At 60.4% G+C, this 21,081-nt stretch carries 15 protein-coding genes; 13 read left to right on the top strand and 2 right to left on the bottom strand.

Annotated features, from left to right (window positions below):
- Positions 1 to 168 precede the first annotated feature (168 nt).
- The 10 genes from M1D51_RS07690 to M1D51_RS07735 all read left to right on the top strand — a co-directional run bounded on the left by M1D51_RS07690 (position 169) and on the right by M1D51_RS07735 (position 11,451).
- Positions 169 to 786, top strand: a complete 618-nt coding sequence (locus M1D51_RS07690; RefSeq protein ID WP_026540062.1) for an acyltransferase — start codon at positions 169 to 171, stop codon at positions 784 to 786.
- Positions 783 to 1,874 (top strand): DegT/DnrJ/EryC1/StrS family aminotransferase, encoded by a 1,092-nt coding sequence (locus M1D51_RS07695; RefSeq protein ID WP_172324765.1) that lies wholly within the window; start codon positions 783 to 785, stop codon positions 1,872 to 1,874. Before M1D51_RS07690 ends, M1D51_RS07695 begins: the two co-directional genes overlap by 4 nt.
- Positions 1,874 to 2,860 (top strand): Gfo/Idh/MocA family oxidoreductase, encoded by a 987-nt coding sequence (locus M1D51_RS07700; RefSeq protein ID WP_458109118.1) that lies wholly within the window; start codon positions 1,874 to 1,876, stop codon positions 2,858 to 2,860. Before M1D51_RS07695 ends, M1D51_RS07700 begins: the two co-directional genes overlap by 1 nt.
- A 186-nt stretch (positions 2,861 to 3,046) precedes the next feature.
- On the top strand, positions 3,047 to 4,231 hold the full coding sequence (gene glf, locus M1D51_RS07705) for a UDP-galactopyranose mutase (protein WP_458109119.1): 1,185 nt from the start codon (positions 3,047 to 3,049) through the stop codon (positions 4,229 to 4,231).
- Positions 4,228 to 6,231, top strand: coding sequence for a glycosyltransferase (locus tag M1D51_RS07710; RefSeq protein WP_172324330.1), 2,004 nt, complete (start codon positions 4,228 to 4,230; stop codon positions 6,229 to 6,231). Before glf ends, M1D51_RS07710 begins: the two co-directional genes overlap by 4 nt.
- Before the next feature lie 2 nt (positions 6,232 to 6,233).
- A complete protein-coding gene (locus tag M1D51_RS07715; RefSeq protein WP_172324331.1) occupies positions 6,234 to 7,091 on the top strand; it encodes an ABC transporter permease in 858 nt (285 codons plus the stop codon).
- Positions 7,092 to 7,823: an ABC transporter ATP-binding protein gene (locus tag M1D51_RS07720; protein WP_089595598.1), complete on the top strand. Its 732-nt coding sequence runs from the start codon at positions 7,092 to 7,094 to the stop codon at positions 7,821 to 7,823.
- A 71-nt stretch (positions 7,824 to 7,894) separates the two neighbouring features.
- A complete protein-coding gene (locus M1D51_RS07725; protein WP_458109120.1) occupies positions 7,895 to 10,003 on the top strand; it encodes a DUF6541 family protein in 2,109 nt (702 codons plus the stop codon).
- A 2-nt stretch (positions 10,004 to 10,005) separates the two neighbouring features.
- Positions 10,006 to 10,491 (top strand): GtrA family protein, encoded by a 486-nt coding sequence (locus M1D51_RS07730; protein ID WP_458109121.1) that lies wholly within the window; start codon positions 10,006 to 10,008, stop codon positions 10,489 to 10,491.
- 3 nt (positions 10,492 to 10,494) lie between these two features.
- Positions 10,495 to 11,451, top strand: a complete 957-nt coding sequence (locus M1D51_RS07735) for a glycosyltransferase family 2 protein (protein ID WP_172324334.1) — start codon at positions 10,495 to 10,497, stop codon at positions 11,449 to 11,451.
- A gap of 65 nt (positions 11,452 to 11,516) precedes the next feature.
- Here the strand turns inward: M1D51_RS07735 and M1D51_RS07740 are convergent, their stop codons facing one another.
- Complete coding sequence (locus M1D51_RS07740) at positions 11,517 to 14,960, bottom strand: chitobiase/beta-hexosaminidase C-terminal domain-containing protein (protein ID WP_458109122.1); 3,444 nt, start codon at positions 14,958 to 14,960, stop codon at positions 11,517 to 11,519.
- Positions 14,961 to 15,168: 208 nt separating this feature from the next.
- On the opposite strand from M1D51_RS07740, the gene M1D51_RS07745 reads away from it, so the two are divergent.
- The 3 genes from M1D51_RS07745 to M1D51_RS07755 all read left to right on the top strand — a co-directional run bounded on the left by M1D51_RS07745 (position 15,169) and on the right by M1D51_RS07755 (position 18,144).
- A complete protein-coding gene (locus M1D51_RS07745; protein WP_458109123.1) occupies positions 15,169 to 15,996 on the top strand; it encodes a hypothetical protein in 828 nt (275 codons plus the stop codon).
- 86 nt (positions 15,997 to 16,082) lie between these two features.
- Positions 16,083 to 16,619, top strand: coding sequence for a hypothetical protein (locus tag M1D51_RS07750; RefSeq protein WP_458109561.1), 537 nt, complete (start codon positions 16,083 to 16,085; stop codon positions 16,617 to 16,619).
- Between the two features lie 178 nt (positions 16,620 to 16,797).
- Positions 16,798 to 18,144, top strand: coding sequence for a neutral/alkaline non-lysosomal ceramidase N-terminal domain-containing protein (locus M1D51_RS07755; RefSeq protein ID WP_458109124.1), 1,347 nt, complete (start codon positions 16,798 to 16,800; stop codon positions 18,142 to 18,144).
- 72 nt (positions 18,145 to 18,216) lie between these two features.
- Here M1D51_RS07755 and M1D51_RS07760 read toward each other — a convergent pair whose 3' ends face one another.
- Complete coding sequence (locus tag M1D51_RS07760) at positions 18,217 to 20,607, bottom strand: GH25 family lysozyme (RefSeq protein WP_458109125.1); 2,391 nt, start codon at positions 20,605 to 20,607, stop codon at positions 18,217 to 18,219.
- Positions 20,608 to 21,081: the final 474 nt, after the last annotated feature.

A 21,081-nucleotide genomic window follows, 5' to 3' on the forward strand; every position in this document is an offset into this window, starting at 1 on the left:
GTAACGCGCCGGCTCTTCATGGTGTCCGGCTACACCTGACGCTAGAGGCGTTCGCGAGGTACCGCAGCGCCCGGTCAGGCGTATGTGGACAAACCGGAGGCGATCTTCGCGGACAGCCCTTGACGCTGCGGCATGGTGTCTCAGCTAAGATGAATCTCGTTGTCGCGTGTGCTCAATGAGGAAGGACCTTCACCGGTGATAGTGGTTGCGGAGAGCGCCGATGTGTCAGACAAGGCGGTAATTGGTGATGGATCAAAGATTTGGCATCTTGCCCAAGTCCGCGAGCAGGCCGAGTTGGGCGTTAATTGCATCGTGGGACGAGGTGCCTATATCGGCACCGGGGTAAAGATGGGAGACAACTGCAAAGTCCAGAACTATGCACTTGTCTACGAGCCCGCGGAACTTGAAGCCGGTGTGTTCATTGGCCCGGCAGTTGTGCTGACCAACGACACCTACCCCCGTGCTGTCGGCCCTGATGGAAGCTTGAAGAGTGCCCACGATTGGGAGCCTGTAGGCGTCACCATTCGCGAGGGCGCATCAATCGGTGCCCGCGCCGTATGCGTTGCGCCCGTGACCATAGGCCGGTGGGCCACAGTTGCCGCCGGAGCGGTCGTGGCTAAAGATGTCCCGGATTTTGCCCTGATGGTCGGAGTTCCGGCCAAGCGTCACGGGTGGGTCGGCAAAGCTGGTTTCCCGCTGCAGCGCAGCGGAGAGAACTGGGTGTGTCCGGAAACCGGCGCAACGTATGTTGAACAGAACGAGACCCTTCGAGAGGTAGAGGCATGAGCCCCGAATTCATTCCCCCCGCCAAACCCATCATCGGCGATGAAGAGCGCAAGGCCGTTGATGCCGTGTTGGCTTCCGGCCAGCTCGCCCAGGGCACGGAGGTAGCCTCTTTCGAGCAGGAGTTCTCCCAGGTCCTACTTGATGGCAGGGCCGCCGTCGCCGTGAACTCCGGAACCTCGGGCCTGCACCTGGGTCTGTTGGCTGCCGGCATCGGCGCCGGAGACGAGGTCATTGTTCCTTCGTTTACCTTCGCGGCTACAGCCAACTCCGTGGCTTTGACGGGTGCTACTCCCGTATTCGCTGACGTTGATCCTGACCACTACACGTTGGACCCGGCTTCCGTCGAAGCGAAAATTACGGACCGTACCGCGGCCATCATGCCGGTGCACCTTTACGGACACCCGTTCAACGTCGATGCGATCGGCGCGCTTGCCTCCAAGCATGGCGTCAAGGTCTTCGAGGACGCGGCACAGGCCCATGGCGCAGCAGTCAACGGACGCAAGGTTGGCACCTTCGGCGACTTTGCCATGTTCAGCCTGTACCCCACCAAGAACATGACCTCTGGTGAGGGTGGCATGGTCAGCACCGGTCTGGCCGATGTGGAGCGTCGCCTCCGGTTGCTCCGCAACCAGGGTATGGAACGCCAGTATGAAAACGAGTTGGTCGGCTTTAACTGCCGCATGACCAACATCCACGCAGCCATTGGGCGCGTCCAGCTGACCAAGGTGAATGGTTGGACGAAGACCCGCCAGGAAAACGCTGCCTTCTTTGATGCGAACATCGAAGGCGTTGTCACGCCGAAGGTCGCCGAAGGCTATGAGCACGTTTACCACCAGTACACGATCCGCATTGCTGAGGACCGTGATGGTTTCGCCAAGGCACTGCGCGAAGAATACAACGTTGGCTGCGGGGTCTACTACCCGATCCCCAACCACCGTCTTGCGCCTTTCCAGACTTCCGATGACCTTCCCGTTACGGAAGAGGCTGCAGCAAGCGTGCTTTCGCTTCCCGTGCACCCGTCACTGAGCCAGGATGACCTTGACCGCATTGTTGCAGCTGTCAATGCCGTCGCCAAGGCGGGTAGCTAGTGGCAAATCTTCGAGCAGGCCTCATCGGACTGGGAATGATGGGGCGCCACCATGCCCGCGTCATCCGTGAGCTTGAAGGCGTTGATCTGGTTGCTGTTGCCGATTCGTTCGGCGACCCACACAACGTTGCCGACGGCCTGACTGTTTTCAACACGGTGGAAGAACTCATCGCGCAGGGCATCGACATGGCTGTGGCGGCAGTTCCTACCATCCTGCATGAGGAAGTGGCACTGCAGCTCGCCGAGGCTGGAGTCCACTGCCTGGTCGAGAAGCCGATCGCCAATGATTCCGAATCCGGCCGACGCATCGCCCAAGCCTTTGAATCGAAGGGGCTCATCGGCGCCGTCGGGCACATTGAACGGTTCAACCCCTCGTTGCAGAGCCTGCGGGATCGGTTGGAGAACGGTGACCTGGGCGAGGTATACCAGATCAGCACGAGGCGGCAGGGGCCGTTCCCGGCCCGCATTGCCGACGTCGGGGTGGTCAAGGACCTGGCAACGCATGACATTGACCTCACGGCCTGGTTGGCCCAGAGCAACTTCGTCAATGTCGTTGCCCACACCACGTCCCGCAGTGGCCGTGAGCATGAGGATATGGTCACAGCCATCGGACATCTCAAGAGCGGCGTTGTGACAAATCACATCGTCAACTGGTTGTCACCTATGAAGGAACGGACCACCGTGGTCCTCGGCGAACGAGGGGCGTTCATCGCTGACACCATCTCCGCCGACCTCACCTTTGTTGAGAACGGAACGTTCCAGACCGACTGGGATTCCGTGGCGGCGTTCCGCGGTGTTTCCGAGGGGTCATCGACGCGCTTTGCCTTGGCAAAGCGTGAACCCCTCAAGATGGAGCATGAGGCTTTCAGGGATGCAGTTCTCGGAAAGTCACTGACCATCGTCACCATGGCAGAGGGGCTCGAGACACTGAGGGTCGCTGAGGCTGTTTTGGATTCCGCGAAATCGGGCTCGGTCATCACTCTCTGAGCACTTCAGATCAAGCAAGGCACCAAGGGGAGGCTGGCCACTGGCCACCCTCCCCTTGCCGTTTCCCGCGGCGGCCCGTCACTACCGTGCGCCGCCCCGGATACGGGGAACCCGCGTCATGTCGGGTAGCCTTGACCAGTAGACGTGGGCATTTCTGTGCCCGCACGCCAATACACAGGAGAGTTTGTGAACGCTGATCTCGTCGTCGTCGGCTCGGGTTTCTTTGGCCTGACCATTGCAGAACGCGCCGCTACCGAGTTGGGGCTGAAGGTCGCGGTGCTTGATCGCCGCCACCATATTGGAGGAAACGCCTACAGCGAGAACGAAGCGCAGACGGGAATCGAGGTACACCGCTACGGTGCCCACCTCTTCCACACGTCGAACGAACGCGTTTGGGAATATGTGAACCGCTTCACCAAGTTCACGAGCTACCAGCACAAGGTGTACACCAGCCATAAGGGTGAGGTGTACCCGATGCCCATCAACCTGGGCACCATCAACCAGTTCTTCCGCTCGGCCATGAGCCCCACCGAAGCGAAGGCGCTCATTGCCGAACAGGCCGGTGAACTGGCCGGGACCGATCCGCAGAACCTCAACGACAAGGGCATCCAGTTGATTGGCCGCCCCTTGTACGAGGCCTTCATCAAGCACTACACAGGCAAGCAGTGGCAGACGGATCCCAAGGACCTGCCGGCCGAGATCATCTCCCGGCTCCCTGTGCGGTACAACTATGACAACCGGTACTTCAACGATGCCTATGAAGGTCTGCCGGTTGACGGTTACACAGCTTGGATTGAGCGGATGGCGGACCACCCCAACATCGAGGTTGTCCTGAACACGGACTTCTTCGACGACGGCGAATATGGCCGGTCTTCCGTTCTTGGCCAGGTGCCGGTCATTTACACCGGGCCGGTGGACCGCTACTTCGACTACGTCGAGGGCGATCTGTCGTGGCGCACCATCGACCTCGAAGAAGAAGTACTTCCTATTGAGGACTTCCAAGGCTGTTCTGTGATGAACTACCCGGACGCCGATGCAGCTTTCACTCGCATCCACGAGTTCCGCCACTTCCACCCTGAGCGTGACTACACCAAGGACGCAACGGTCATCATGCGCGAGTTCTCACGCTTCGCTGAAAAGGGCGATGAGCCGTACTACCCGGTCAACACCTCTGATGACCGCCAGAAGCTGCTCGCCTACCGTGACCTTGCCCGTGGTGAGAAGTCCGTCCTCTTCGGCGGCCGCTTGGGAACCTACAAGTACCTCGACATGCACATGGCCATTGGCTCTGCCCTTTCCATGTACGACAACAAGATCAAGCCGCACTTCACTGGCGGCGCCAAGCTTGAAAGCGGGGGAGTGGACGCATGACGGCTACTACGAACGAAAGTCAGAAGACTGCGATGACCACCACGGATGACCTGGCACCGGCCAAGGAAAACCTGCGCATAGTTCAGCGTGTTGTTTTCCCTGCCAACCGCGACCTCGACACCCTTCCCCTGTATGTCGACCCGGACACCAGCAAGGTGAAAAAGGACGACGGCGACAGCAGCGCCGTCGTGCAGGCCGTTGGCATGACGCGGAAGCTGCACCCAGAGGACATCCTCGGCCGTGGTTCCGTGCAGGTCCGCCGAGGCGAGCGGCTCTCCTTCGGCTCCTATTTCAACGCTTTTCCGGCCAGTTACTGGCGGAAATGGACCGTTGCCACCAAGACAGTCCTGCACCTTGAAACAGAGGGCGAGGGAACGGTCATTGTTTACCGCTCCAACGCACGCGGCGCCTCGCAGCGTGTTGACTCCATCCTCGTTGAGGGCACGGCCAGCAACGACTTTGAGTTGACCCTCGCGCCCTTCGGTGACGGCGGCTGGTACTGGTTCGACCTCATCGCCGGCGGTGATGGCATGACACTGAACAGTGCCCACTGGTCGGTTCCGGATGAGGGACGCCCCCAAGGCCGCGTGACGCTGGGCGTCACCACGTTCAACCGTGCAGACTACTGCCTCGAGACGATCAAGTCGATCGACGCCGATGCCGGCCTGAGGGAGATTCTTGCCGAGCTGATCATTGTGGACCAGGGAAACAAGAAGGTTGCCGACGAAGCCGGATTTGATGTAGTCGCAGAGTCGATGGGTGAGCAGTTGCGCGTCATCGACCAGGGAAACCTGGGCGGCTCGGGCGGCTTCGCCCGCAACATGTATGAGATGGTCGTTTCCGACAAGAGTGACTACGTCATGCTGCTGGACGACGATATCGAGCTTGAGACCGAGGGCGTCATGCGCGCAGTGGCGTTTGCTGACCTCTGCCGCAAACCCACCATTGTTGGCGGGCACATGTTTGACATGTACAACAAGTCCGTTCTCCATGCTTACTCGGAGGTCGTCAACTTCTACCGTTTCCTGTGGGGACCCGTGGAAGGCCTGGGCAACCATGACTTCTCCTCTGCGGGACTGCGGTCCACCCCACAGCTGCACAGGCGTTGGGATGCTGACTACAACGGCTGGTGGATGTGCCTCATCCCGAAGTCCGTGGTGGAGACCATTGGTCTTTCCCTTCCTGTGTTCATCAAGTGGGATGACGCAGAGTATTCACTGCGCGCCCGTGCAGCCGGCTTCCCTACGGTCACTCTTCCCGGGGCAGCAGTATGGCATGTCTCATGGGCCGACAAGGATGACTCCGTCGACTGGCAGGCCTACTACCACGAGCGCAACAGGCTTATCGCGACGCTCCTGCATTCGCCGTTCCCCAAGGGCGGGCGCATCCTGCGCGAAAGCCTGAACACGGACGTCAAGCACTTGGTGTCCATGCAGTACTACCCGGAGCAGGCCCGGATCATGGCCCTTCGTGATGTCCTTGAGGGGCCGGGCAAACTGCATCAGCAACTGCCCACCACGATGCCCAAGCTCCGGGCCATGCGCGAGGAATTCCAGGACTCCCAGGTCAAGACGGATCCCGGAGCCTTCCCGGAGGTCTTCCGTAAGCGGCCGCCCAAGAAGCCCCAGTCCTACAAGCAGCCCGGTGCTCTGGGCCTGCTTCCCTGGGCTGTAAAGACCGTCCTGAAGCAAACGTTGGCGCCGGTACGTGACTCTGCAAAGGCGAACCCCGAGGCGCAGGTGGCACACCAGGATGGCAAATGGTGGAGCCTTGCGCATTTGGACAGCGCCGTCGTCTCCAACGCCGATGGCACAGGAGCTTCCTGGCACTTGCGTGACCCCAAGCTGGCCCGCCAGCTCGTGGTGGAATCGGCAAAGCTGCACGCCCAGCTCTTCTCCAACTGGGAGACCCTGCGGGCCCAGTATCGTGAAGCCCTTCCCGAAATCACTTCGATGGACTCCTGGCGGGAAACCTTTGAAGCATCGGAGCCCAGCAAGTAGCGATGTCGAACTCCACTGATACGTATGCTGTTCCGGGGGTGGGCGCCGGACTCCTGGACGTCTACCGCCGGCGGTACCTCCTTAAGCTGATTGTCCGCAAGGAACTCCGGGTCCGCTACCGGGGTTCGGTACTGGGTTTGGCGTGGTCCTACGTCAAACCGCTGGTCCAGTACGTGGTCCTGTTCTTCGCGTTGGGCATAGTGCTAAGGGTTGGCGATCAAATTCCCAACTACGCGCTGTACATGTTCTCCGGCGTTATTGTCATCAACTTCTTCTCGGAGGCGTTCTCGAATGCCACCCGATCCATCGTCTCCAATGCGGCGTTGGTCAAGAAGATCTATCTTCCGCGTGAGCTGTTCCCGGTGGCCTCCGTATGGGTGGCTGCAGTCCACTTCCTCCCGCAATTGATTGTCCTGCTGGCCGCGGCTTTGCTGAGCGGTTGGCATCCGGACATCATGCAGCTTTTCGGTGCCCTTCTAGGTTTCGTCATTGTGGCCGTAACGGCAACGGGTCTTGGCCTGCTGGCCGGCGCTATCAACGTGTTCTTCCGCGACGCCGAAAACATCGTGGACATGTTGATGATGATCGTGACATGGACCTCGCCGGTCCTGTACGACTGGACCATGATTCGCCGCTTGGCTGCGCCTTGGGTTTTGACTATCTACCAGCTCAACCCCATTACGGTTGCGGTGGAACTGTTCCACTGGGCATTTTGGTATCCAACGGTCAACCAGCCTGTCGAGTTGCCCCCGCACCTCCTGGTGACAGGCTTTATCGGACTGGGCATGGCAGCGCTGTTCCTTGTTATTGGCCAGATCGTCTTCCGACGGCTCGAGGGCCACTTTGCGCAGGAGGTCTAAATGGGTGCAGCAGTAATCGTCAAAGGCCTGAAGAAAACCTTCAATCTCCGCCACTCGCATTCCATGAAAGAAACGCTGGTGTGGCTCGCCAAAGGGCGAAAAGGGGATCTCACCAAGAAGTTCGATGCCTTGCATGACGTCAGCTTTGAGATCCAGCCAGGGGAAACCGTGGCATTGCTGGGCTTCAACGGCTCAGGCAAGTCCACGCTTCTGAAGCTGATCTCGGGCGTCATCCTGCCGGATCAAGGGACCGTTCGCACCAAAGGGCGGGTTGCAGGCCTGATCGAGGTCGGGGCAGGCTTCCACCCGGACTTGTCCGGCCGCGAGAACGTCTACCTGAATGCGGCCATCCTTGGGATGACCGAGCAGGAGATCCAGGAAAAGTTCGACGACATCGTCGCCTTCTCCGAAATCGAACAGTTTATTGACACTGAGGTGAAGTTCTACTCCTCGGGTATGTTCCTTCGGCTGGCCTTTGCAGTGGCGGTCCACACCCAACCGGATATTTTCCTCGTGGATGAGATCCTCGCGGTGGGCGATGAGCCGTTCCAGAGGAAGTGCCTGGCCAAAATCAAGCAGCTCTCTGACGAGGGCCGGACCTTGGTGGTTGTCAGTCATGACCTCGATATGATTTCGCGGATTTGCGATCGGGGAGTGGTGTTGTCTTCGGGCACGGTCCAGTTCGAGGGCCCGGCTGACCAAGCTGTGGCGTGGCTGCGGGAACGTAACTAACCCGCACAATTGCAAAGAGTCGTCTGTCAACGGATGGCTGGTGGAAGCATCTAAGAAAGGCGATCGTAGGAATGGGTATCGGCCCGCTGCTGTTGTGTGTACTCCTGATCGTTGTGTTGTGGTGGGGCCCGGGCTGGATCCTGGGAGAAGCCTTGGGCGTTCGCCGGGTTCTGCTGCCTGTTGTGGCCCCGCTGCTTGGAATGGGCGTCCTGACCGTCATCGGCGTCATGGGAAATGCACTGGGCCTGAGCTGGCAGTTGCTCCCGGTGACGGCTGTCCTTTTGGTGCTGTGCGCACTCCTTTTTGCGCTGCGGCTTGCTCTTCGGCGTTATTTCCCGGACAAGTTCGGGGCCGCTGAACAGCCGCCCGTCTTCGGCAAGCAGCGGTTTGCCGGCTCATGGTGGATCCTCCTGGCCGGACTCGTGGCAGGCGGAGCCGTTGCGGCCGTTTCGTGGATCGTGGGGACCGAAGGGCTCCAAGGGATCAACCAGGACTGGGACATACCTTGGCACGCCAACATGATCCGGCTGATCTCCGTTAACCACGAGTGGGATCCGAGCATCGCAGGCAACTTTGCCTACTACGACACCACCATTCCAGAAGCTCCCATCCGGAGTTACCCCATTGCCTTCCACGCGGTGTTGTCGCTGTTCTGGCCGATGAGCGGTGTCAGCATCCCGGTGTTCCTTAACGTCTTTGTCCTGGTGATGATGGCCGTTCAGCTGCCGTTGAGCACTATGGCTTTGACCATGCTGGTGACGCGTCGTCCGATTGCTTTGGCTGCTGCTGCGGCGGTTGCCGGATGGTTCACGGTCTACCCCTACGATCTCCTGTGGCGTGGCCCGCTGATTCCATTCTTCGCCGGCATGCTCCTGGTGGGCCCCTTCGCCCTGCTTGCAGTGAAGGGTGCGGTGGAGCGGCAGAAGTTTTGGATTCCAGGCATTGCCTTTGGTGCGGTAGGACTGATTGCCGTCCATCCCTCGCTGGCCTTCGTGGTGCTTCCTGTGCTGATCTTCTGGCTGCTTTCCGCGCTGGTCCGCCGCAAGGGCAGGATCCTCGGAATCACCGTTTACCTTGCAGTCTCAGGTGCTCTGGCCGTGGTCCTGGGCTGGCCGATCATCGCCCAGATGCTGAAGGAATCCGAGCGGGTCTCCAAGCAGGTCTGGGCCGCGGACACTGACCGCAATGGCGCAATCCAGAACATCATTTTCCTGAATCACGGGTCCATGGCAATGCCGATTCTGACGGCCCTTGTAGCGCTTGGCTGCCTGGCCGTAGTCCTGAGGATCCGGATGTGGTGGTACTTCGGTCCGGTCCTCGCCTTCGCCTTCCTCTCGGTTTACACCATGGGTACCGACAACCCGCGCTTCATGACTTTGACGGCCCCGTTTTACGATGACCAGTGGCGTATATTCGGCATCCTGGTGATGCTTCTGGTACCGCTGGCGGGCTTGGGAGTGGCACAGTTGGCCGAAGGCATCGCCTGGCTGGTGGCAAAGATACGGAGCAAGTCCGAGGACTCCACGACGGACGAAACGAAAACCGGCCGCCGGCCCAGCCATGTGGTGACTGCAGTCGCAGCCGCCGCGGTGCTCCTGGTCAGCGGTATTGCGGCCATCCCGTACTTCAAGCAAAATGCCCAGCGCATCAACATCAATACCAAAGTTGACGGTGCCACGTTGAGCGCGTCCGAAGTTGGGCTCCTCAGCAAGATTGATCAGTACGTGCCCCAGGACGCCACTGTCCTCAATGACTCCTGCGACGGTTCAGTCTGGATGTATGCACTGGGCAACCGCATGCCCATGATCCGGCATTTTGAAATTCTTCCAACGAACCGTCAGTTGTTGGTCCTCCAAAAACTCCCGGAGCTTGCCACGGATACCGAGGTGCGTGAGGCTGCTGCTGAACTGGGCATTGAATGGGTCTACATCGCTGATGGTCGAATCCGGGCGTGGGACGAGCCCAAGGCCGGGCTGACCCAGCCTGACTCCATTCCCTACCTCCAGCTGGTGGTGCGGGAAGGAAATGCTGCGCTGTACAAGATCGACTGGTCGCAGCTTCCGGGAGGCAAGGAAGCATTCGATGCTGCTGCCAAGGACCGGGTCCAATTGGACGGCGTATCCGGAATCCTTGAAAACCGGAATCCCGATGGCATAGCACCGCTAGGAAGGATCTGCTGATCATGAAGGCATTTATCTCCAAGTTCCTGGCGTCCAGTTTGTTCAAGTTCCTGCTGATCGGCGGCCTGAGCTTCCTGTTGGACCTCGGTCTGTTGGCCCTGTGCTTCCAGGTCTTCGGATGGCCGTTGTGGCTGGCGACCGGTGCGGGCTTTTGGGGCAGCTTCTTCTTCAACTACTTCCTGCAGCGCCACTTTGCGTTCAACGGCGGTGGCACCGCATTGGGTGGCGTCCTCCGCTATTCAGGTCTCCTGGTTTTCAACACGCTGGCCGTGATGGGCATTGTTGAGCTATTCCAGTTCATCGGTGCCGGCTACGTGGTAGGTAAAGTGGTTGCGACCATTGTGACCATGGGATGGAACTACTTCATTTACAAGCACTGGGTCTTCCCGCAAAAGAAGCAACCGGACAGCGGCAACGAACAGTCAGATGGCCAGTCGGGCACCGACACGCCAACACAGAAACTCACACCAAACAGCAGCGAAGGATAATCGATGTATCGAGGCGTTCGAATTGCCGCGGTAGTACCGGCCTACAAAGAAGAAAACCACATCGCACAGGTCATTGAAACGATGCCTGATTTTGTTGATGACATTGTCATTGTTGACGACTGCAGCCCGGATGACACGTCGGGGGCGGCGCGTCGTGCCGACGACGGCAGGGTCACCTTGATCCGGCATGAAGTCAACCAAGGCGTGGGAGGCGCAGTCCTGACGGCCCACAAAGCCGCGATGGAACTGGGCTCGGACATCAATGTGGTCATGGCGGGCGATGCCCAGATGGATCCTGACTACCTGCCGCAGCTTCTTGATCCGGTGGTTGATGGCTACGGGTTTGCCAAGGCCAACCGCTTCTTTTCGGGTGAGTCGTTCGCGGGCATGCCCGGTTACAGGATCTTCGGCAACATTGTGTTGTCCTTCATGACCAAGCTTGCCTCCGGATACTGGCACATCTTCGATCCGCAGAACGGTTATACGGCCATTCGCACGGAGGTACTCCGCCGCCTTCCCATGAACAAGGTCGCTGCACGATACAGCTTCGAAAACGACCTCCTGATCCACCTCAACATTCTTGATGTTCCGATTGTTGATGTGCCGATTCCAGCTGTGTACGGCAATGAGGTTTCCAGCATCAAGCTTCGCAAGGTCATTCCTGAGCTGCTTGCGATGCTCTTTGGAGGCTTCTGGCGCCGTGTCTGGTGGAAGTACATGGTGTGGTCCTTCTCAGCTGTTGCCCTCTTGCTGATCGCAGGCATCGCCCTGATTGTCATGGGCTTGGTGGCCGGGATCTGGGTACTGGCCGCAAGCGTCGGATCACCGACGGCGGGTTCGGTGATGCTCGCTGTGGTTCCCTTTGTCCTGGGCGTCCAGATGCTGCTGGTATCCCTGCAGTTGGATATTCAGGCGAGCCCGAACAGGCCCACCATGCATCCCATGAAGGAACGCACCTAGCACGTGCTGAACAGCGGAGGGGCCCGGACGCATTGGCGTCCGGGCCCCTCCGCTGTTTCACCTCGTTATGGCAGGGAAGTGAACCCTCCCCAGCCCCAACCGACCTGGCTCCGGGAGAGCCATCCGGAAGTTCCGTTGCCGGGATACAGGAACAGGTTGCCACCGGAGTCCCGGGCAAGGACGTCGTTCTTCCCGTCGCCGTTGAAGTCGCCCGGCCCGAGGATGGCGGTCATTCCACTCCAACCGCTTCCCACCTGGACCCGGCTGAGCCAGCCTCCCGTGCCGTTGCCGGGATAGAGCCAGAGGATGCCTGACGTGTCCCTGGCCAGGACATCGGTCTTGGCGTCGCCGTTGAAATCCCCGGTGCTCAGGATGGCATTCATGGAGTTCCAACCAGTACCCACTTGGACGCTTGAGATGAACCCTCCAGTGCCGTTGCCCCTGTAGAGCCACAGGACCCCGGCGGAGTCCCTTGCCAGGACATCTGCTTTGCCGTCACCGCTGAAGTCGCCCGGTGCCAGGATCAGCGTCATGCTGGACCAAGCCGTGCCGGCCTGGACACGGGTTTGGAGGCCGCCGGATCCGTTTCCGGGGTAAAGCCACAGTACGCCGTTGGTATCACGTGCCAGGATGTCGCTGCGTCCGTCTCCGTTGAAGTCCTTGGTGGGGACGATGGCATTTAGCGAGTTCCAGCCGGCGCCGAGCGAGCGTTGGGTCAACCAGGCTCCACTTCCATTTCCGGGGTAAAGCCATAGCGTTCCGGCGTTGTCGCGTGCCACGACGTCGTTCTTCGCATCACCGGTGTAGTCCTTCCAAGTGTTCGACGGCGGTGCTGTCACGGTGTAGGTCTGGGTGACGATGGCCGAACTGTTGTTGGACGTGTCCACTGCAAAGTACTTCAGTGTCATGGCAGCGGTCAGGGTGATGGCCGTGGAGTACTTGTTGGCGGCTGTAGCTGTTGGATTGGTGCCGTTGGTGGTGAAGTAGATGCTGGCACCCACCTCATTGGCCGTCAGCGTGATCTGCTGGTTGGCCGGATAGCTGCCCGCAGGCGGAGTCACGGTGACCACTGGAGGTGTTGAGTCCAATACGGTGTAGGCCCGCGTGATGACGGTGGAGGCGTTTCCGTAAGCGTCAACAGCAATGGTCTTCACAGTGGTGTTGCCGGTGAGTGCAAAGGCAGCTGTGTAGGCTTTGGTGCTTCCCGTGGCACTGGTGGCTGGGGTGGTGCCATCGGTGGTGTAGAAGATGCTGCCTGGTTCACTCGCAGACATGGTGACCAGCTGTCCCGAGGCATATCCTCCCGCAGCGGGCGCCACGGTAAGAGTCGGGGCAGTGTTGTCCAGTACGTAGGTCTGCGTCGCTACAGCAGATGAATTTCCTGCCGCATCCCGGGCGAAGTACTTCAAGGTCATCGACGTCAAGGGAATCGGGCCTGAGTACACCGGGCTTGACGCCGTGGGCGCCGTGCCATCGGTGGTGACGTAAACCGTGGCTGCTTCATTGACTGACAACGCAACGGACTTGCCGGGCCCGTACGTGCCTGCCGCCGGGTCCACCGAGACTACCGGAGGAGCCGTGTCAGGGGCGAAAACCGTCACGCTCCGTGTGGCAGTAGAGGTGTTTCCTGCGTTGTCCCTTGCTTCCACAGTGAAAGTGACGGGACCACTGGGAACGTTCGTGTAAGCCTTGGGGGAGGTGCATGCTGTGTAGGCGTTGGAGCCGAGCTTGCACCGGAAACCTGCGATATCCGTGGCCGTTGATGCGAAGGTAAACGACGGCGAGATGCCTACGGTAGCTCCTTCTGCCGGCGAACTGATGGATACCTGTGGTGCTGTCAGATCGGCGGTTACCGTAACCGAAGCGACCGGGCTGACGTTGCCGGCCATGTCCGTAGCCCGGACCCGCAGTACGTGTTGCCCTGCGGTTGTCAGATTGAGCACTTGTCCATTGGAGCAGCTTGTAAACGTGGTGGTGGAGTCCACCGAGCAGGACAGGGTTGAGCCGGGATCTGACGTGACGCCCAGGACAGGGGAGCCGTTGACGGTTGCGCCGGCAGCGGGTGATGTGATGACCGGGGCCGCGGGTGCCGTGATATCGATGGTGAAGGCCCGTGAAACGGGGAGACCTGTTGGTGCCGCCCTGACGGAGAACGTGTAGGCGCCGTTGGCCAAGGCCGTAGACGGGGTGAAGGTTCCGCCGGTGCACACTTGCCAAACCGGCGTCGCAGTGCTCAGTTGAAGACTGCACTCAAGGGCGCCGCCCGGCGGCGTCGAGGCAACCGTGAAGGTCGGAGTGGAATCGTTGGTGAAGGCCGGGTTGGTTGCCTGGGTTCCGTTTGCCGCCGTCGGACCGCTGACGATGGAGGGAACAACCCCTCCCAGGGTGAGCAGCCTTCCGCGCTGGGTGGGCTTGGCGGGATCCAGTTGGCCGGGGTCTTCGGCGACCAGGAGTTTGCCGTCGCGCATAGCCAGGCCGCCGATCTTGCTGAAGCCAAGGGCCCATTGGTTGTTGACGGTGTCTGTGCTCAGGTCAATCCTGGTGATGGTGTCCTTGCCGGTGTCGGCTGTGGTGGTTCCGCCTCCGGTTCCTGTGTAGAGGACCATGGGCGACTGCCAGTCGTAGTAGATGGCCGTCGGCTTGCCGACGTTATAGAGGGGTGCCGGGACCACGTTGGCCAAGACACCGTCCTCGGGGGCCGTAAAAACGGTGAGGCCGGAGGTCTCGGCCACGTACACCACTACCCTGCCAGCACTGTTGCGGTGCGTCGCGGCAAGGCTGAGCGAACTGGAGTTGACAGAGGCGATGGACTCGATGCTCGGATGGAGGGCTGTGGGGTTCACAATCTTGATGATTGACCTCGCGTTGGCAAACGACAGATAGATGTTGCCGTCCGGGCCGTCGCTGACTGCATTGGGCCGCAGGTCTCCGTCGAGAATGGTCAGGGCACCGTCGTATTCGAAGACACCGCTGCCGGGGTTCCACAAAGCGCGTACGACGTCGGAACTTCCGACGGCGGCATCCGGAATGAACGCGATTTCGTCACCATCGCCGTGGCTGGCAGGCGAGGGATCGATCATGGCCGGCGTACCGGCCAGAGCCGGACCGCTACCGTGTCCGGGCAGGGTCCCGCCCAGGCACGTGTTTGTTTCCAAGCCACCCGCCGTTGCGCCGGAGGCCTCGGTTACTCGACAGAATCCTGCGCGCGCATCGGAAACCCACAGCCGCCCGTCCGGGTCCACCACTGTGCCCGCAGCTTTGGTGAGACCAGTAGCCACGGTTTGCCGGGCTTGGTCTGCAAAAGCGGGGCCGGCTGTCAGCACGCCCGTAAGCGCTGCCGTTGCCAGGCTGGCAGTAGCCAGGACAGCAGTGAATTTGTGGCGTTGCCGGCTTCCGGCCGCCTTGCCTGGTGCAAGGTGGCGGGGATTCTTATGAGAGGTTCTTGAGCGACCGGCGAAGGCAAGACATGCCAAACCAAGCTGAAGAACACTGCGATTGCGCGTGTCCACCGAGGGATCCCCACTTCATTCGGATGCTCCCCAGCTCCGCATGCATTGGTTATTCGCCCCAAGCCGTTTCCGGCTGCGTCTACGTACATCTTCCACCAATTTTCACATTTGTCACTACTAAAGGCCTGAAGAAGTACCGATGGAAGCTCGTGACCGGCCCATCTTGACCACACAACTGTTGCACCGCACGATTGAGGTGGAGGCCACAATGCGCAGACTGTACCTGATGGCAGTGCCGATGATGATGGTGCTGGCCGCGTGCACTGTGCCGTCACCCGTGCCGTCCACCGGGCCCGCCAACGGAAGCAGTGCGCCGCCCACCAGCAGTGCCGGCGCTACTGCCGGACCCGGCCAGCCGACGTCGTCCGCGCCGGGTGGCAGCGAACCTGCTTCAAGTGGCAGGGAACCCCGCGGCGAGGCCCCTGCAGGCGACTACGAACCGGGCCGCTTTTCTTACTCTTGCACGAGCCTTGACGCGTCGCCCGACGTCCAGTTGTCGAGTTTGGCCGAAGTCTGGGCAGCTACCAATTACACACGCCTGGATTCTTGTGACGTCGTTTTTGCAGGGGAAGAGCCGTTTGAGCCCACGCCTCGTGAAGCTGAGGCCATTTCAACAGCCGCGCCGCAAGGAGTCGCAGCTGCTGATCAGCTGCCGACCATGCTGGAGATCCTTCGCCTCTGCACAAGAATCAGCGATGAAGCGGGGCCAGGGGGATTTGCCGAAGCCGGCAAGGAGACTTTGCTGGCGGCTGCGGAGTTCTGTCCGGAGGCTCCACAGGGAAGGATCATCGCGGCATGGGCCGAAGGCACCCGGGTGGGGGATGGCACCCACGTGGCGGGCGAAGACCTGGAACCAGGGGGATTGCAGTTGGTCAAACCGGCGGACGGGGCGGGCGGATGCAGCTGGTCCGTCACCGGCCAGGACGGCTCCTTGGTTGCCGGCGGAGGGTTCGCCGAGGCCGGCAACAGGATCGAACTGAAGCCGGGACAAAAGCTCACTAGTGACAAATGCGGAATTTGGGGGAAGATGTACTAAGACGCAGCCGGAAACGGCTTGGGGCGAATAACCAATGCATGCGGAGCTGGGGAGCATCCGAATGAAGTGGGGATCCCTCGGTGAACATGCGCAGGCGCAGTGTTCTTCAACTCGGTGTGGCAGGTCTTGCCCTGGCCGGTTGTTCAGGAACCAAAGTAGATACGTCCCAACCAGCCGGACTCGACATGGCTCCTGTGATCGCAAACGATGACAAGGTCCCCATTGAACGGCCGGAGCCTCTGATCCGGTATCAGTTCACGTGTACAGCTGCCGTTGGCAGCCTCATTGGAAAGTTCTCGAGCCTTGAAGAAGTCTGGGCTTCCACCCGCTACATGCATGTCACTGACTGCCAGGTGGCCTACGTGGGAAACGGCCCGCACCTTCTGACTCCCGAAGAACGGGCAGCTGTCAACGCGGCCATTGCGGCCGGAGCGGCTTCCGGACAGGACTCCGCATTGTGCCTGCTCATTATCAGGGCGTGCACCCGAACGGACCACAGGACGCTTGCTACATCACTTGCGGCTTACGGGATACCCGTAGTCAAGGGTGCTTTGACTTTGGCGCCCTTGGCTCCGCAGGCTGCACAGCTCACCAGATGGCTTAAGACCGCAGTGCCTCAATAGCCCTGTAGTCCGACCCCGGGGCTGCTCATATCGGTCCCTTTCAACCACACAAAACTGCGGGATCACATGGTCTAATGAAAGTGGTCTCACGTATTGGCTGTTCAGCGTAAGCGGGAAAAAGAAATTTGTTGAAATAAAACAAGCATTACCCGTTGCGCACAATCAAGGAGTGATCTTCATGGCGTTCAGAATTGGAACTGCAAGCGCTGACATAACGCCGTCGCTGAGCACCAATCCCTACATGGCAGGATATGGTTCAACCGACGGTGGACGCGAGGCCACCAGCAGTTCGCCATTTGAACCGTTGTATGCACGGGCGATTCTTATCTGGGAAGACGCCCACCCCCATATCATCATCAGTTTGGATGTCCTGGCCCTGCCTCGGGCCATGCATCAAAGGATCCGTAACAGGATCATCGGCCTAGCTGCGTGGTCCAGCAGCGACATTCTGATTCAGGCCACACATACTCATAATGGTCCCGCACTGATTGACACCCTTCATCCCTTCATGGCGTACGGGCTCGCAGATCTGGGTTTGGTGCGTTCCTACAGTGACGATCTCGAAGACACCATTGTGAACCTTGCGCAGGAAGCACTTGATGCCGACGAAACGGCGGTGACCTTCGACTACAAGGTTTCAACCCAGAACTTTTCAGCCAACCGTGTAGGGCTGCCTTACACCGAAACGGCCGTGCCGATTCTTGTGGCCAGGCGGGGCAATGGGACGCCGGCGGCAGTGATTTTCAGCTACGGCTGTCACCCGATCAGTGCCGGCTTGAGGACACTTTTTGACGGAGATTTCGCAGCAGGGGCCTGCAATTACATTGAAAACCGGAACCCGAACTGTTTTGCCATGTTCGTCCAGGGCCCGGCCGGTGACCAGGACCCCGGTGGAGTCCGCGGCTGGGAATTGAGGGACAGGCACGGGGATGCGCTGGGTGCCACGGTGCACTCGTCCATGCAGTCAGCCGGGCGTGCCCTCAGCGGCCCTATGGTCACGCGCTACCAGGAGGTCCAGTTGCCTTTGGATATCACCCCGACGGCGGGCAACCTCGCTGCCGTGCGTGCCGCCTACGTAGCCCGTCTGGGAAACCCCAACGGCCAGCCCCAGTGGTATCAGCGGCATGCCCAGGTCATGATCGGACGGATCGACAGCAACAGTTTTGAGACGGCGGTGCCGGCGCCCTTCCAGGTCTGGAAATTCAACGGAAGCCCCCAATTGAAAATCGCGATGATCGGCGGCGAACTCGTCAGCGGATATGCGGCCTATTTCCGCGGGAGGAATGGCGGGAACAATGGAATTATTGTTGGCGGGTACGCCAATGAATCATGCTGTTACATCCCCAGCAATGAATTCTTTCCGCCTTTCATGCCGCTTGGCAGCTACGAGGGCGGGTGGGAACCGGATTTCCCGGGAATTGCCGGTGGTTCAATGACGGTGTATGGCCATTTGGCTCATTTCAAGGCGGGCACCAACGGTGTGGAGACAACTCTGGTCAATGCCATGAATGCCCTGCTTGCCTAAGGGGATTGGTGGGTTGCTGGTGCAGGCCGGCCCAGGGACTCCTCGGACCGGCCGCACTGACGGCGCCGGCTGTTACTTGGCAGCCGGCGACAAAATTGTCAGGTTGCTCCAGCCCGTGCCGATCCTTGACGGTGTTCCCCATGATCGGTTGGAGCCGACGGGGTAATACCGCAGTTCACCGCCGGTGGTCCGTGCGACGATGCCCAATGAACCGGCACCAGCGAAACCACGGACCGCTCCGAACCCCGTAATCACGTTCCACCCCGTGCCCACAACGGAAGCTGTTTCCTGAACGAAGTTGCCCGTGCCGTTCGAACGGTACAGCTTGAGATCGCCGGTGTCCGTCTTGACGAGGAGATCGGCGTTTGAGTCCTTATCGAAGTCCACCTGCGTAATCTCCAGCCCCGTCCAGCCGGCACCGATGGCTACGCCGGTGGAAACTGTTTTTCCGCTGGGGTTGTTGAAGTAGTACAACCGGCCGGTGGAGTCATATCCAACGATTCCGGGATGTGCGTCTGCCTTCTTCCAGGTGCCGACACTCAGGGTCCAGCTCTTCCAGTTGCTTCCGAGGGAGATCGCGGCTCCAAAGCCACTGCCGTTCCTGCCGGGGTAGACGTTCAAGCGGCCGTCAGACCATTGCGCCACGATGTCCAGGGCGCCGTCCCCGTTCCAGTCTGTGACGAAGCCTGCCTTCAAGCCTGCCCAACCCGTTCCGATCAGGTCTTCCGGCAACAACGCAGTGGTGCCGGTGCCAGGGTATCGGTAGAGGTTTGCATCGGGCCGGACTGCCAGGATGTCCTCTTGGTCGATGCCAAGGGTGGACTCGACGTCCAGTGGCGCTCCGCTGATGAGGCTCGCGTCGTTCCACCCCACCCCGACGAGGCTGCGGGTGCCCCATGTTCCGGAACCGGCCGGGTAGTAGTAGAGGTCGCCGTTGGATGCCCTGGCATGAAGTCCTTGTGAGTCAGCTCCCTTGAAATTAACTGAGGAGCTCACTGCTGTCATGCCACCCCAACCGGAACCAATGACCCGGCCCGGCTCACTGATGAAGCTGCCCACGCCATTGGATCGGAACAATCGTAGGGTGCCGTCGGTGGTGCGTGTGACGATGTCCTGGTTGCCGTCGCCGTCGAAGTCGATCTGGTTCAGTTGGTGGCCGCTGAATCCGGTTCCTATCAGGACGCCGCTACCTAGTCCGCCGCCACCGCTGTTCGAGTATCTGTAGAGGTTCCCGCGGTAGTCCTGTCCGATCACACCGGGATAGGAATCCTTGAAGTTCCACCAACCTACGGTGAGGGACATTTCCTGCCATCCGGAGCCGACTTGGATGGGTGGGTAGAAGGAGCCGCCGGGAGCGCCACGGAAGACCTTCAGCGTTCCATCGGACCATTGGGAGAGGATGTCCTGGACGCCGTCCTGGTTCCAGTCCACCACGTAGAGTGCCTTCGCGCCGGCCCATCCTGAGCCTATGTTGACAGGTCCGGTGATCCTGCCGGCCCCGTTCGCCGGGAAGGCGTCCAAACGCCCTGCCGCGCTGGTGGTCAGGATGTCGGCAGCCGATTTGATGGAGGGGTTTGAAGGGGTGGAAACTCCTCGGGCGAAGGTCCGCAGCTGGTCGTAGCTGCCGTTGAAAATGTTGGAATCGCCCTCAAAGGGGCCGGTGCTGCTGTACTGCCACATGGTGTAGTTGCCCCAACTGACCGGCATGGAGCCAGGTGAGTTGGTGGGGTTGTTCCAATATGAGGCGATCCAGAGGGGATAACTGCCGAACGTCGTGTTGCCAACGCAGGTGTTCCACCAGTCAGTGGTGCTGTAGATGACAGGGAAGCGGCCGGTCAGGGCCTTGACGGTATTGCCAAAGTCGGCTGCCCATTGGCCCAACTGTGCTTTCGACATGTCATAGCAGGTATTGCCGAAATAGAACCCGTTGATGGTTCGCCCCGCGTAGGGGTTGTATTCGATGTCCAGGACGGGCGGGAGGGTATAGCCGTCATCCGTCCATCCTCCACCGTTGGCGACGAAATAGCGGGCTTGGTCCGCACCTGATGACCAGTTGGGGATGGCGAAGTGATACGCGCCGCGCACCATACCCACGTTGCGGGAACCGTTGTACTGCTGGGTGTAATTCTCGTTGAGGTAGTAATTGCCTTCGGATGCCTTAACGTATGCCCAGCGCGACCCCTGGTTCCACTGGCTTTGCCAGTTCACGTTTCCTTGGTGGGCGCTGACATCCTGGCCGGCGACCCCGATGGTAGGCCGCCAGTGGCTGGGGTCGGCCGCCATGGGCACGGCGGTGCCGATTGCGGACCCCGCCGCCCGCGAGCCCGAGGCCCCCGATGCCTCTTTGCCCTGCTTTGCTGCCAGGACACGGGGAGACCTTTGCCCCATTTCCGCGCCGCCGGCAGGGATGGCAGCCCGCATCGCTGCCTTCATGGCCTCAGCATCAGGGGCGTTGCCAGGCATGGCCTGTTTCCTGGCCGGCTGCTCCCCGGAAACGCTGCCGGAACCGGCCGCGGGTGAGGGTTCGACGGCGGGCAGCGGCTGTTGCTGCTCCGGCGCCTGCTGGATGGCGGGAGGTTCACTGCCCGGAGTGGTGGCGGGGGCCTCATCAGGTGCGGGTTGCGGCCCCTGCGCGGGACTTCCCGATTGAGCCGCCGGAGATGGAGCTGGACGTGGTCCTTCTGTCTCTGCCCAGGCAGTCGATCCCAGGCAAGAGCCTGCTACCAAGGCGATCGTCAACGCTAGCCCGACCCGAGCCAGCGGCGTGCGGCGGGACGGTGCACTTGAACGTCTATTCATCTTCATTTCCGGCCCTGTACCGCGGCTCAGCGGCGCATGGGTGGCTTGCGGACAAGCTCCGGGGCGGGCGCCTGCGCATGAGACCAAAGGCCAGCTCCTAACGGGCTTTACCCTAACATCCTGAAACTGGAGTGACTA

It is taken from the genome of Arthrobacter sp. R3-55 (assembly GCF_054161505.1).